The organism is Lutimonas halocynthiae (genome assembly GCF_030409835.1).
GTDB classification, from domain to species: Bacteria; Bacteroidota; Bacteroidia; order Flavobacteriales; family Flavobacteriaceae; genus Lutimonas; species Lutimonas halocynthiae.
Genome location: NZ_JAUFQO010000002.1, coordinates 115,208 through 129,656, shown reverse-complemented (window position 1 = coordinate 129,656; position 14,449 = coordinate 115,208). Strand labels below are relative to the sequence as shown.

12 protein-coding genes are annotated in these 14,449 nt (G+C 36.5%); 8 read left to right on the top strand and 4 right to left on the bottom strand.

Translation table 11 applies throughout. The annotated features are described in order from the left end of the window. Positions 1-37 precede the first annotated feature (37 nt). Positions 38-3,226 (top strand): WD40/YVTN/BNR-like repeat-containing protein, encoded by a 3,189-nt coding sequence (locus QWY87_RS03515; protein ID WP_290288270.1) that lies wholly within the window; start codon positions 38-40, stop codon positions 3,224-3,226. Between the two features lie 11 nt (positions 3,227-3,237). Here the strand turns inward: QWY87_RS03515 and QWY87_RS03510 are convergent, their stop codons facing one another. Then, positions 3,238-3,858 (bottom strand): DUF6973 domain-containing protein, encoded by a 621-nt coding sequence (locus QWY87_RS03510; protein WP_290288268.1) that lies wholly within the window; start codon positions 3,856-3,858, stop codon positions 3,238-3,240. A 104-nt stretch (positions 3,859-3,962) separates the two neighbouring features. Between QWY87_RS03510 and QWY87_RS03505 the strand changes: the two genes are divergently transcribed. Next, the gene (locus tag QWY87_RS03505; RefSeq protein WP_290288265.1) at positions 3,963-5,255 is read left to right on the top strand and encodes an aminopeptidase P family protein; all 1,293 of its coding nucleotides are present in this window, start codon (positions 3,963-3,965) and stop codon (positions 5,253-5,255) included. Positions 5,256-5,278: 23 nt separating this feature from the next. On the opposite strand, the gene brnQ is transcribed toward QWY87_RS03505, so the two are convergent. Continuing rightward, a complete protein-coding gene (gene brnQ / locus QWY87_RS03500; RefSeq protein ID WP_290288262.1) occupies positions 5,279-6,562 on the bottom strand; it encodes a branched-chain amino acid transport system II carrier protein in 1,284 nt (427 codons plus the stop codon). Positions 6,563-6,612: 50 nt separating this feature from the next. Between brnQ and QWY87_RS03495 the strand changes: the two genes are divergently transcribed. Genes QWY87_RS03495 through QWY87_RS03485 form a run of 3 tightly spaced genes read left to right on the top strand, consistent with a single transcriptional unit; the run spans position 6,613 to position 8,615 of the window. Further along, on the top strand, positions 6,613-7,410 hold the full coding sequence (locus QWY87_RS03495; protein WP_290288260.1) for an alpha/beta fold hydrolase: 798 nt from the start codon (positions 6,613-6,615) through the stop codon (positions 7,408-7,410). 10 nt (positions 7,411-7,420) lie between these two features. Then, positions 7,421-8,056: a class I SAM-dependent methyltransferase gene (locus QWY87_RS03490; RefSeq protein WP_290288257.1), complete on the top strand. Its 636-nt coding sequence runs from the start codon at positions 7,421-7,423 to the stop codon at positions 8,054-8,056. Between the two features lie 40 nt (positions 8,057-8,096). Then, positions 8,097-8,615 carry a DUF4251 domain-containing protein gene (locus tag QWY87_RS03485; protein ID WP_290288255.1) on the top strand — a complete coding sequence of 173 codons (519 nt, stop codon included), beginning with the start codon at positions 8,097-8,099 and terminating at the stop codon, positions 8,613-8,615. A 1-nt stretch (position 8,616) separates the two neighbouring features. On the opposite strand, the gene thiL is transcribed toward QWY87_RS03485, so the two are convergent. Next, positions 8,617-9,660, bottom strand: a complete 1,044-nt coding sequence (gene thiL, locus QWY87_RS03480) for a thiamine-phosphate kinase (protein WP_290288252.1) — start codon at positions 9,658-9,660, stop codon at positions 8,617-8,619. A 193-nt stretch (positions 9,661-9,853) separates the two neighbouring features. On the opposite strand from thiL, the gene QWY87_RS03475 reads away from it, so the two are divergent. After that, positions 9,854-12,088, top strand: coding sequence for a cation:dicarboxylate symporter family transporter (locus tag QWY87_RS03475; protein WP_290288250.1), 2,235 nt, complete (start codon positions 9,854-9,856; stop codon positions 12,086-12,088). Positions 12,089-12,098: 10 nt separating this feature from the next. Then, positions 12,099-12,992 (top strand): hypothetical protein, encoded by an 894-nt coding sequence (locus tag QWY87_RS03470; protein ID WP_290288248.1) that lies wholly within the window; start codon positions 12,099-12,101, stop codon positions 12,990-12,992. An 8-nt stretch (positions 12,993-13,000) separates the two neighbouring features. Here the strand turns inward: QWY87_RS03470 and QWY87_RS03465 are convergent, their stop codons facing one another. Next, positions 13,001-13,741, bottom strand: a complete 741-nt coding sequence (locus tag QWY87_RS03465) for a TerB family tellurite resistance protein (protein WP_290288246.1) — start codon at positions 13,739-13,741, stop codon at positions 13,001-13,003. A gap of 294 nt (positions 13,742-14,035) precedes the next feature. Here QWY87_RS03465 and QWY87_RS03460 point away from each other — a divergent pair, with 294 nt between their 5' ends. Next, entirely contained in the window at positions 14,036-14,446 is a 411-nt protein-coding gene (locus QWY87_RS03460; protein WP_290288244.1) for a BrxA/BrxB family bacilliredoxin, read from the top strand. Positions 14,447-14,449: the final 3 nt, after the last annotated feature.

The following is a 14,449-nucleotide window of genomic DNA, read 5'->3' as shown; positions in this document are numbered from 1 at the left end:
ACCAGCAATACCTAATTATCACCACAACAATTCTAAAATGAAAAAAATACTACTTCTATTGGTCATGACAAGCGTTTTGACCCATGCCCAGCAATTTGATATTGAAAAGTTAACGGGAATGAAAGTCAGAGCAGTTGGGCCAGCCGGAATGAGCGGAAGAATAACTGCTGTAGACGTTGTGAATGATAAACCTAATGTAATCTATGTTGGAGCCGCCTCTGGAGGAGTTTGGAAATCAGAAAGCCAAGGTATTTCATGGAAACCCATTTTTGATAAAGAAAATATACAGGGAATTGGTGCGATCAAAATTCAACAGAGTAATCCGGATGTTATTTGGGTAGGAACAGGTGAAGGAAACCCTAGAAATAGTTTGAACGGTGGTTATGGTATATACAAAAGTCTTGATGGAGGTGAAAACTGGACTTTGATGGGATTAGAAAAAACCAGAAACATTCACAGAATAATTATCGATAGAGATAATCCTGATATCGTATATGTTGCAGCTATAGGTTCGCCATGGGGAGAACATCCCGAAAGAGGTGTTTTCAAAACTATAGACGGAGGTAAAACCTGGAAAAATATTTTGTTTGTCAATAACAAAACAGGCGCTGCAGATTTAGTTGTTGATGAAAACAATCCAAATAAATTAATCGCTGCCATGTGGCAACACAGACGTAAGCCATATACTTTCCGATCAGGAGGTGAAGGGTCTGGCTTATATATCACGTATGATGGAGGGGAAAACTGGACAAGAAAAACCAAAGATGACGGACTTCCTGAAGGCGACTTGGGTAGAATTGGACTAGCCATATCCAGGAGCAATCCAAAAGTTGTTTATGCGCTGATTGAAGCCAAAAAAAACGGATTATACAGATCTGATGATGGTGGTTTTAAATGGAAATTGATCAATAGTAATTCTTCAGGAAGAGGAAGTACAGGAATTGGTAACCGACCATTTTACTATTCAGATATATTTGTTGATCCTCTTAACGAACATAGATTGTATACGGTATTTACTTATGTAAATTATAGCATTGACGGAGGAAAAAGTTTTAAGCAATTAATGCCTGCCTATAATTCTGATGCCGGGATACACCCTGATCATCACGCCTGGTGGATTCATCCTGAGAACCCCGATTTTATGATAGATGGTAATGACGGAGGTCTAAACATCACTCAAGATAAAGGCAAATCATGGAGGTTTGTTGAAAACCTTCCGGTTGGACAATTTTACCATATTAATGTTGACAATGAATTTCCTTATAATCTTTATGGTGGGATGCAAGATAATGGATCCTGGGTGGGTCCTGCCTATACATTCAAGACCCAGGGCATCAGAAATGCCTATTGGCAGGAAATTATGTTTGGAGATGGCTTTGATGTTATTCCCGACCCTAAAGATTATCGATTTGGTTATGGCATGTCACAACAAGGCTATGTGAGTCGCTATGATCGAAAAACGGGTGCTTCAAAATTGATCAGACCAACCCATCCTGACCCTGATACCAAACTTCGATTCAATTGGAACGCCGCGATTGCAATGGATCCATTTGATGAAGAGCGTATTTATTTTGGCAGTCAATTTGTCCATAAATCCATTAATCAAGGACACGAATGGGAGATTATCTCTCCTGACTTAACAACCAACGATCCAGAAAAACAAAAACAATATGACAGTGGTGGCCTTACCATGGACGCAACAGGGGCTGAAAATTATTGCACCATACTGGTTATTAGCCCAGGTACGCTTGAAAAAGATGTTTTATGGGTCGGCACTGATGATGGTAGGATCCAACTCAGCAAAGATGGAGGGCAGAATTGGTCAAATATAACACCCAGTTTAAAGGGATACCCCAAAGATGGCTGGGTGGCTCAAATTAAAACCTCATCTTTTACAAAAGGAGAAGCCTATGCTGTGGTTAATAATTATAGAAATTTTGATTTTAAACCCTACTTGTTCAGAACCAGAGATTATGGAAAGACATGGGAATCTCTTTTAACTGATCAGAATGAAACTTTTGGATATAGCCTTTCTATGGTTCAAGACCCGATCGAAAAAAAATTACTTTTTCTAGGTACAGAAAATGGCTTATATATCAGTTTGGATGAAGCAAATACCTGGACAAAATGGACTAAGAATTATCCAAGTGTTCCTACCATGGATATGATTATTCATCCAAAAGAACATGACCTTGCGATTGCTACATTTGGGCGTTCATTTTATGTATTGGATGACATCAGGCCATTGCGCGAAATAGCAGCATCCGGAATATCCGAAATTGACAAAGAACTCGGTATTTTTCAACCTCCTACAGCCTATCTGGCCCAATATCAACAACCAACTGGCACCAGGTTTGGAGGCAACGCAATTTTCAATGGCGAGAACAGAAAATATGGAGCCATGATTACGTATGTCTTAAACAATAAAAAGCCAGTTCAGGAAACTAAGATTGACTCCATAACAAAAAGTAAAAGTGATTCTCTTATTCTAAACATATACAACCAAAAAGATACGCTGATTAGAACTTTACAATTGAAAGCTCCTAAGGAAAAAGGACTGCATCGTATGTATTGGCAACTAGATGAAAAAGGCGTCTTTTCTCCTTCCAGAAAAGCAGTAAGCACCAAAAAAGAACCCTCAGGCCTTAAGGTAATTCCAGGAGAATACAAACTTGTTTTACACTATCAAGGTCTAAAAGATTCAACCCGTGTTAAAGTGGTTTATGATCCAAGATTTGATATTTCACAGGAAGTTTTAAAAACGAAACATGACATGCTAAAGAGCCTTGAAGGAAAGAAAGACCTGGCATTTAGATCTGTTGAACGACTTAAAACATCAAAAACCACCATTACTAAAATTAAGAATCAGGCCAAAAGTATAGATGAAGTCCTTCATAAAGATCTGATCGCATCAAGCGACAGTATTCAGAAATCTATCGATTTGCTTATTGACCAGTTATTGGGTCCAGAAGATAAAAGACAAGGTATCACCTCAAATAAAGAGCCAACCGTTATCTCCTATTTGAATAATGCCAATAATTACACAAGTCAATTGCAAACGCTGCCTGGAAAAACAGAAAATCAACTCATTGAAAATGCAAATTCAAAACTTGATCCGGTTATAAAATCCATTAACGATTTTTATTCAACCGACTGGCTGGACTATAGAAAAGAAGTAGAGAAATCAAATCTCAGCGTATTCAAAGATTATGAAACATTGAAATAAGTAGGTTCCATTTATAAATCACTGGTAGGTATAAGGCATTTTTCGTTTTCCCATGTTCCGATCAAATCTGAAGGCTCAATGACATATCCTTCACAGTTTAAAAAATTAGACCCTTCTTTTTTGATCATTCTTAACCTGCCTTTATAGAGCGCGTTTATAACCAGATCGATCATGGCATACTCAGATTCTTGAGCGTTTTGATTATAAATGTCTATGCCTGCTTTATTATTATGTAAATCCATATCAGAAGCAGCTTTATCTGGCAAAAATCCATCTTCTTTACCCCCGTTCTTGAATGTCTTATAATTACCTTTTTCATGAGCATTCCCCAGGCTATTTGCGGCTTTAGGACCAATATGTTTACTCAAAACCACCATCCAATAAGTATGCTTAAAAGCATCTAATCGTCCTCCATTTAAATCAGTACCTATCAAGCCTTCTTTTTTTATAGAATCGGTGATCGCCAATGTCTTTATTGACACATCTAATGCCTTTTTAGCTTTAAATGGATGCCATACAACCCACCATTTTTCAGGACTACTCAGCGCCGAAAACCCTGAATCGATCTGTTGGCATTTGCCTTGAAATTGCACAGCAATCATTATTATACTCAATAGAACAATTTTTTTCATGGCTTAAATATACTAAAACATTCTGCTCGTAATTTTTCTCTTTTACCCTTGAATTCTGCTTAAAATTCATAGTTTTGTTAAACTAAGAATAAATACACTTTCTCATGAAATATCTTCCAATAGGCAAACAATTATTCATTCAAAACAGAGCTAAGTTCGCAGAAAAAATGGTGCCCAATTCAATGGCTGTTTTTAATTCGAATGATATCTATCCTATAAGCGCTGACTCCACTTTGCCATTTGCTCAACAAAGAGATATATTTTACCTCTCTGGTGTAGACCAGGAAGAAAGTGTCTTGGTCATTTTTCCTGATTGTCCAAAAAAGGAAAATCGAGAAATTTTATTTCTAAAAGAAACCAATGAACATATTGCCGTTTGGGAAGGTGAAAAACTAGACAAACCTAAGGCGCTTGAAACATCTGGTATTGCTACGGTCTATTGGCTTCAGGATATGCAGAAAGTATTGTTCGAACTGATGACTCAGGCCGAGGTAGTTTATATCAATACAAATGAACACTATAGAGCCAGTATAGAGACTGAAACCAGAGACGCGCGATTTATTAAATGGCTGCAAGAAAAATATCCGGCTCATACTTATAAAAGATGCCAACCCATTATACAAAGATTGAGATCTATCAAAGAGCCTCAGGAAATTGAAATGATCCAAAAAGCATGTGACATAACAGAAAAAGGATTTAAAAGAGTCTTAGGGTTTATGAAACCTGGTGTAATGGAATATGAAGTTGAAGCCGAGTTTATCCATGAATTTATAAGAAACCGATCTGCCGGGTTTGCGTATACACCAATTATTGGTTCCGGCTATAACGCCTGTGTGCTGCATTATATAGAAAATAACCAGGCTTGTAACGCAGGTGAGGTTGTCTTAATGGATGTAGGGGCTGAGTATGCTAATTATGCCAGTGACATGACGCGTTGTGTGCCTGTATCCGGAAAATTTTCCGAGAGACAAAAACAGGTTTATAATGCAGTCCTCAGCGTAAAAAAGGCTGCAGCTAAGCTACTTGTTCCTGGTACTATATGGGCTGACTATCATGTAGAAGTTGGCAAACTAATGACCGAGGAGCTAATTGGGCTTGGGCTTATCACCAAAGAAGATGTGGACAAAGAAGATCCAAACTGGCCAGCTTATAAAAAGTATTTTATGCACGGTACGTCTCATCATATGGGTCTTGATACGCATGATTATGGAATCCTGACGGAACCAATGGTGGCCGGGATGGTTTTTACAGTTGAACCAGGTATCTATATCCCGGATGAAAACCTGGGTATCCGACTCGAAGATGATTATGTGATTCAAGAAACTGGTGAGCCAATCAATTTGATGAAAAATATTCCTATTGAAATAGAGGATATTGAAAAATGGATGGCCAAATAAGCGGCTTTTTTGATTAAAATATACTAGGCTTTGTTATTTTTAATTGTGCAGTACACATTTGCCAGAACAAACCCAAGTAAAGAAGGTATTATCCAACCTAAGCCATCTCTTGAGAAGGGAACTATTTGGTATAAAAATTCCAGGTTTTCGACTGGGATCAAAAACTTCAAAAAATCTGGAATACTAAATAAAATTGCAAGGCTCACTACGGTTTTGAAAACAACTGGGCTGGCATATTTTTCTGAAAGTAAATTCAACATTATTAACGATATACCCATCGGATAAATAAACATCAAGGCATATACAGCTAAATCAATAATGAATTTCACTTCAAACTGCCCCATTAAAATCCCAAAAAGACAGGAAACTCCTACGGTGATGACGTAGCTTGATTTAGAATTATTAAACAGGCCCTTAAAAAAATCAGCTGTGCCTACCACGATACTTACCGCTGTGGTAAAACAAGCAGCAGAGACTAATACCGCAAGGAATGCAGATCCGAATTTTCCTAAAGTCATCGTAGCCAAAGCAGCAAGAAGCTGCGGTCTGCTAATATCTGAAGGAAACTCCATATTGTATTTTGCACCAAGAAAAATCAACCCGACATAGATTATAAATAAGCCTGTAAGGGCAATCAGGCTCGAACGAATAATGATACTTTTTTTGTCAGCAACCCCAATATCCCAATTTAAATTATTAACGTTAACCACAATGATACCGCCAACTAACAGACCCGCAATTGCGTCATAGGTTTGGTATCCTTCTAAAAAGCCACTTATTAAAGGGGTTTTATACTGACTGACTAGCATAGTTTCTGAAGAATCAAAAATACCAATCCCAATAATGACTAATAAAATAAGCACTATAATGGGTGTTAAATATTTACCGAGAAAGTCCATTACTTTTCCACGGTTAATGGCAAAAACAAATACTGCTGAAAAATAAACAGTACTGGTTATCAAAGAATTAATTTCAAAATAGGGTTGAATTGCCATTTCATGAGTCACTGCTGCCGTTCTTGGACAGGCTAATACAATGGCAATTATATAAACCAAAATGCTAAATACTACAGCAAAATTTCTGGATACTTTTTTGCCAAAATCAATCATGGTACCTTGTAATTTTGCATGACCAAGAAGCGCAAGTAAAGGGATAACCGTTGCTGAGACAAGAAAACCAATGGCCACTAACCACCAATCGGATCCAGCATTAAAACCTAAAAGTGGAGGAAGAATCAAATTGCCTGCACCAAAAAATGAGGCAAAAATGGCAAAGCCTAATACGAAGATTTGTTTGGTTCTATTCATAGATTCAGAATGTGATAAATATAGTAAATTAGCAAAGCAAATCCTTCTTTATGCCAAATCTACTTTATAAAAACGCCTCCTTTCATTATTCTGATCAAGGAAACGGACCCGTTTTATTGCTTTTACATGGATTTCTTGAGGACCTTAGCATGTGGGACGATATTGTCAATTCTTTTAAACAAACCCATCGTGTCATTTGCCTTGATCTTCTCGGTCATGGAAAAACTGAGAATCTAGGTTACATCCATACCATGGAAGCTCAAGCCCAACTGATACATTTTTTATTAGATCATCTCGACATATCACAATGCAGCATTGTTGGTCATAGCATGGGAGGCTATATCGCTTTAGCTTTCACCGAGTTATTCCCAGAAATGGTTCAAGGTATTTGCCTTATGAATTCTACGGCTCTTGCCGATACGGAAGAGAAAAAACACAACAGAGACCGCGGTATTAATGCTGTTAAACAGAACCATAAAATTTTTATTCGGCTGGCCATCCCTAATTTATTTTCAGAAGAGAATCGCAGTGTATTTACGAGTGAAATAAAAAGTATCACTCAATCCGCTCTAAAAATGAGCCAGCAAGGTATTATTGCTGCTCTTGAAGGAATGAAAGTAAGAAAAGACCAAAGTCATTTATTAGGTAAAAAAGAGTTTCCAATATTGATGATCATCGGAAGAAAAGACCCTGCACTAGATTATGATAGCTTGATCGATCAGGTCAATAAATATGCCCTTAATCATGTTATATTTGATGATGGACACATGAGTCATATTGAGAATATATCAGCACTGAAAATGACCCTGTCTAACTGGTATCCTATTCTAAAAAACGTGTCGCCTTGAAATCAATTATATGAATAAGAATTGCCCTCTTTGTGGCCAAGAATCAAACACATTTTTTCAGGACCCATTACATCATTTTTTTGTGTGTGATCAATGTGAAGGAATATTCAGAGACAGGGATCAGTTTCTATCTAAAACAGAAGAAAAAAAAAGGTATCTCCATCATATAAGCAGCATGGAAGATACTGGCTATTATCAATTCGTCAGCCCGATTATAAATGAAGTAACTAGCTTATTCCCCATTGGTAGTCTGGGTCTTGATTTCGGATGTGGACATACGCCAGTTTTATCCAGACATTTAAGCAATGAAGGCTTCAATATGGTTGAATATGATCCAATATTTTTTGATGACAAGCCTGCTTTAAAGGCTAAGTATAATTTTATAGTGACTTGTGAGGTTGTGGAACATTTTTACAATCCCTTCGACGAATTCAAAAGATTATATGACCTTCTAAAGCCTGAAGGGAGGCTTATCTGCAAGACCCATCCTTTTGAAAAAGAAATAGATTTTGCATCCTGGTATTACAAAAATGACCCTTCACACGTTTTCATTTATCAAAGAAAAACATTTGAATGGATTCAGGATTTCTTCGGATTCAAGAATGTTAAAATCAACGATCGAACCATTACTTTTTCCAAATATTGAGTAACTTTAAAGGAATAATGAATCTTAATTTAAGAGTTTTATGATGAAAAAAACGACCCTAATTGTTTTTGTTTGTATGTTGATCAATACTATTGTTTTCGCCCAATCAAAGAAAGAATTAAAAAAAGAACAAGAGCAAAAAGAATATCAGAAAATAGCGGCGTTGATAGAAAGTCAAAACTTTGAATTTGAAGCTGACTGGGCCACGAGTCAAAGTGGTAGAAGGGTCAATTTAATCTCTAACTCCAATTTCCTTAGAATAAAGAATGATAGTGCCCAGATTTATCTGCCTTATTTTGGAACCTTGACTTCTGGAGTAGCCGCCATGACTAATGACGGAGGTGTAGAATTCTCTGGCCTTATTGAAAACTATGAAATGACGGTTGATGATAAAAAGCAGAAAATATCTGTAAAATTTAATGCTACAACAAAAAACGACACGTTCAATTTCTATTTGACAATTTTCAGAGGTGGAAATACTTTAACCAATCTCAATAGCAATTTTAGATCAGCCATAAAATACGATGGTATCACCAGAGAGATTAAAACAAAAAAATAAACTATTCAAGCGCATTCCAACCTTGGGCTTCAATATCAACCATTTGACCTCCTCTTGTTACCAATTGCACAATACCAGCATCTTCGGTCATGTGGCCTATGATACTAAAATTAGGATTGGCCTTAATTTTAGGGAAGTCTTCCTGTTTAACTGTAAATAGAAGTTCGTAATCTTCTCCTCCGCTCAATGCTATAGTTGTACTATCCATATTGAATTCTTCGCAAGTCGAAATGACTTCCTGATCCAGAGGAATCTTCTCTTCATAAACCTGACAACCAGTTTTTGATTGTTTACACAAATGTAGAATCTCTGATGAAAGACCGTCAGAAATATCGATCATTGAAGTTGGCTTCACTTCAAGATCAGACAATAATTTGACCACATCCTTTCTGGCTTCAGGTTTTAATTGACGTTCTACCAAATAGGTGTATTTATCAAGCTCATGCTCTGTGTTAGGATCTACCTGAAATACTTGTTTTTCTCTTTCTAATACCTGAAGGCCTAAATAAGCTGCTCCCAGATCTCCGGTCACTACCAAAAGGTCATTAGATTTGGCTCCGTTTCTAAAAACCACATCATTCTTATTTGCTTCACCAATTGCGGTAATACTAAGCAACAATCCTTTTGTTGAAGAAGTTGTATCTCCTCCTACAAGATCAACGTTATATGCCTTACAGGCCAGATGAATCCCTGCATATAATTCTTCAAGCGCTTCAAGCGGAAATCTGTTAGAAACGGCCAATGACACTGTAATTTGTTTGGCAATTCCATTCATCGCATAGATATCAGATAAATTTACCATTACCGCCTTATACCCTAAATGCTTCAAGGGCATATAACTAAGATCAAAATGAACCCCTTCAACTAAGAGATCAGTAGTTACGAGGGTTTGAATATCTCCTGTTCCCAGCACCGCACAATCATCTCCAATTCCCTTAAAAGTATCTTCATGATGGATCACTGTTCCTCCAGTAAGGTGTTCTATTAATTTAAACTCCCCTAGGGATGAAAGGGATGTTCTCGATTGGTTCTTATCTTCTATCATGCTGCAAAGATAATTGATAATAAAAAAGTATTTACATAAGTTTTGACATTATTAGCTATTCATTCTTCGTTAGAAAGACATATAGTGCAGTGTAAAAAAATAGGGCCTCATTCCTGTTTTTTGATTATTTTAAATTCCCTACATTTAGAATCAATTTCTCAATAAGGATCCAAATTAATCAATTGCTGTTTTCATGAAAAACTTATCTCTTTCATCTCAAGTCCTTCTCGGTGTTCTTTTAGGTATCCTCACAGGACTATTTTTTGGTGAAGAGGTGGCCTGGATGGGCATAATAGGTGATGTATTTATTGGATTATTACAAATGACGGTTTTGCCATATATCATGTTTTCTCTAATCGTTAACATCGGCAGACTTTCTATGGATAATGGAAAGAAAATAATTCGTTATGGCTTGATTTTTCTTTTCTTGCTGCTAAATATCGGTTTGATATACCTTATTGTGCTCCCCTTAAGTTTTCCTGCCTGGACCAGTGGTAATTTTTATAGTACTGATTTTGTACAACCTAATGTGCCCTTCGATTTTGTCAAGCTTTATATTCCTGCAAATCCTTTTGAATCAATGAGTGACAATGTTGTTCCCGCAGTGGTATTGTTCAGTATTTTCATAGGACTTGGCGTTATGAAATTACCCAACAAAGAAGCGCTGCTAAAACCTTTGGATGTGCTTACAGATGGCTTAAATCAGGTCAACAAAATGATTGTAAAAATAACACCTATTGGTGTTTTTAGCATTGCAGCAGGAGTGGTGAGTACCTTAAGCTGGTCTGATCTAAGTAGATTGCAAGGCTATCTTCTGGTATATCTATTAGCTGTAATCCTCATTACTTTTTTGGTACTGCCATATCTGATTTCAATTTTTACGCCTTATTCATCTAAAACTATTTTTAAGATTACCAGGTCAACCTTGATCACCATATTCGCTACAGGTAAAATAATTGTGGTCTATCCTCAATTAATTGAGAATATAAAAGAGATTATTAAATCAGAAGAAAATAGCACAGAGGAAAGTCAAGACAGAGTAGACATTATCATGCCACTGGCCTACCCATTTCCAAATCTTGGGACTTTTATGATATTTATTTTTGTTCCTTTTGCCGCCTGGTTTACAGGAGAAGCAATGGAATTTATGGATTACCCTATATTTTTAAGCTCCACCTTCCTCAGTAGCTTTGTGGCTCCTATAACAGGACTTCCTTTTAGTCTTGATCTATTGAAAATTCCTAAAGAAACGTTTCAATTATTTGTGGTGTCAACTGTGATTACTGATCGTATTCGAGTTGTGTTGGGTGCTTTTCATTTAATCGCATTAACACTTCTAACAATTACCGCATGTGGCGGTTATTTAAATTTCAAAAAAGGTAAATTTATTCAGGCTTTGATAGTTATTACCATTACATCTGTAATATCGATTATTGGCCTTCGATCGTTGTTAGAATCCAGTATGAAGAATATCCCTACAAACCTTGAAATTGTAAATAATTTTAAGCTGATAAGTCCTCAGCAAGATTTTATAGTTTTAGAAAACTCAAAAAGAAACCCTAATCCTAAGTGGAGAGGAGAAAACACATTGAGTCGCATTAAAAGAAGAAGTAAACTTAGAGTGGGGTATTTCGAACATGCAGCTCCTTTTTCATTTCGCAATAAAGACAGTATGCTAGTAGGCTACGGTATTGACCTAGCGCATCAACTGGCCACTGATCTTGAAGTAAGCCTCGAATTTGTGCCCATAGTACCGGGTAACTTAATAGTAGAAATGAACAAAGATCACTATGATATTATTATGTCAGATATCTTTTTATCAGGCCGCTACGCTGAAGAATTAGAATTATCAAAACCCTATTTGGATGTATCCTTAGCGCTACTGACAAGAAAGGATAATAAAATGTTTGACAATTTTGACATTACAGCCAAACTAGACACCTTCACAATTTCTTATATAGATCGTAAAGAAATTGCTAAAGATTTTTTGTCTTTTTTCCCAGAAGGCGGTTCATATCCTGTCAGAGAAATCGGAGATTACTTTGATTATAACGAAAATATTCTAAAAGAAAAGGATAGTTCTTTCACCGATTCAATTGTAATTGACGCGCATCTCACCAGCGCCGAAAGAGCTGCTTCTTTAACGGTTCTCAAATCAGGTTACAAGGTGGTTAACCCACTGCCATATCACGTTAACAATTCTCTTGTCTTTCCTGTAGCGCGTGACAATGTATGGAGAGCCTATGTTGACAAATGGATAGATTTTAGAAAGCAGGACGGAACATTTGACAAACTTTATGAGCAATGGATTTTAGGGAATCCTCATTTGGAAAAAGAAAAAAAATGGAGTGTTCTGGAGAATGTAATAAAACCCAGGTTGGCAAAATCAAAAACTAATAAAACCGATACTTTAAAACTTAAAAACTAGCAATTTTAATATGTGGAGAAGTTCGAGATATAGCGTTTTTTCCTTCCTCTTCGTTTCTCTATTTGCAGGCAACATAGCTGCACAAAACAATGAGGTTTTATTTGACAGTATATCAGTTGAAAGCTTCGATCATAAAATATTAAAGTTTAAATTGAATGATTCTCTATTGAAAGAAGTGAGCTTCCCACTTTCTCATCCAAAGAAATCAAAAATAAAAACCAAACATATTTTAGGAGACGTAGGCCAGGGAATGCTCACCTTGATATCAGGATTTGGCCTGGAGAATACGAAAGACAATGAAGACTTAAGATTCGATGCCAAGATCGAATCTAAAGAAAGTAAATCAGGCTGGGAACTTGATTTATATTGTAAAGGTGACATTGGAAAAGAGATCGACCGTTACAGAACTGACGAAGGCGGTGTTTCTTTATCCGTTGATCATTTTGCTTATGTTGATTGGGATCAAGGTGCCACTGGAAAAATTTTGAAGGATAAGGCACAGATTGGAGAATTTGTACTAATAAAATATCCCAAAAAAACTGAAGGATCCTCTAAAGGTCCTATCGAATTTTTGGATGAACTCAAAAAGAAAAATCTCGATGAAGGCACAGCATCTCAAAACATAGGCCATCCGACAAGTAATGATTTTGCAATTATTGGTAAGTTATACGGTGTAGATTTCAAGGTCGTTACAAATATGAGAAAACAGAAATATTGGGTATTTCAAGACCAAACCACAAAGGCAATTGTGCAGACGTCAATTACTCGTAATAGCTTTGGGAAAAACTACCACCTCCTTTTAAACCCTGAAAATTCAATTTGGGAATCTACTTATTGGACAAAAATATCCTTACTTGCATTGTTTTTAAATCGAACGATTGAAACTACCTACTATAAATGGTAATGGAGTATTTAAAGCCCTCTTTCTTTCTGAATATGCTCATAGGCGCTTTGCACTTGCCTAAATTTATCTTCTGCACCTGCTACATGCTCAGGCCCTAAATTTCTTAATTTATCAGGGTGGTATTTTTTTACCATTTTTCTATAGGCATTTTTCAATTCTGTATCTGAAGCAGACTTGTCAATCTCTAAAATTTTATAGGAACTGTCTACTTGGTTATAGAACATAGCCTTAATCGAACTAAAATCATTCGGATTAATGTTCATATAGCCTGCAATAGTATTGATCTTATGAAGCTCTTTCTCAGTTACTATTCCATCAGATTTAGCCACACCGAATAAAAAATGAAGTAATTGTAATCTGGATGCATGATTCATATGCCTGTTGATCTGTAAACAGACCTGTCTTGTAGAAATTTTGTTGTTTTGAATGATTCCCTTGAATAATTTAAATGCGTGATTGGCTCGTTCCTGGCCATACATGCTTACAAAGGAAGATCTTACAAAATCCAGCTCACGTTTATCAACATTGCCATCAGATTTGATCACTATCGCAGCCAATACCAACAAACTAATCTCGAAATCTCCAGATTGAGTTGATTTCTTATCATTCGTTTTATTGTTAAAATCCATGAGTTCTGTCTCAGAAAAGCCATCAACAAAACTACCAACAACAAAACCCAGAATACCACCAATCGGTCCTGCAAAGGTCCAACCCAGTCCGGCTCCAAGCCATTTCGAAAAATTTGCCATATTTCAATTTTAGAAGCACAAATATACAGTTATAGGTAGATTTTAACTTCATTGAAGCCTTAATATTTTGTGAAAATGGGCACAAGCACATCTGATCTGACTATTTTAATTATCCTCAATGTTAATACGTTTAGTTTGAATTAAATATTTGATTTTCATTGGTGTCTGCATATAATCAATCTTTCTAAGTATGATTCTATTGCCAGGATTTTACTATTGTCAACACTGCATTGATTAATATCTTTTCATTGCTTATCTTTGCAGACTCAATTATTTAACTAAAAAAAATAAATTATGTATCCAGAAGAATTGGTAAAACCTATGCGTCAGGAATTAGTTAGCGCAGGTTTCGAAGAATTATATACGGCAAAAGATGTTCAAGATGCATTGGATCAAAAAGGAACAACCTTGGTTATGGTGAATTCTGTTTGTGGTTGTGCAGCAGGAACAGCAAGACCAGGCGCCATCGCTTCCTTGCAACTAGACAAAAGCCCTGATCATTTAACTACTGTATTTGCAGGTGTTGATGTTGATTCAACTAATAAGGCAAGAGAAATGATGATCCCTTTTCCTCCTTCATCACCATCGATAGCCTTGTTTAAAGATGGTCAATTGGTTCACATGCTTGAAAGACATCACATTGAAGGTAGGTCAGCTGACATGATTGCAGCTAATTTGGCTGGTGCCTATGACGAATTTTGCTAAGCT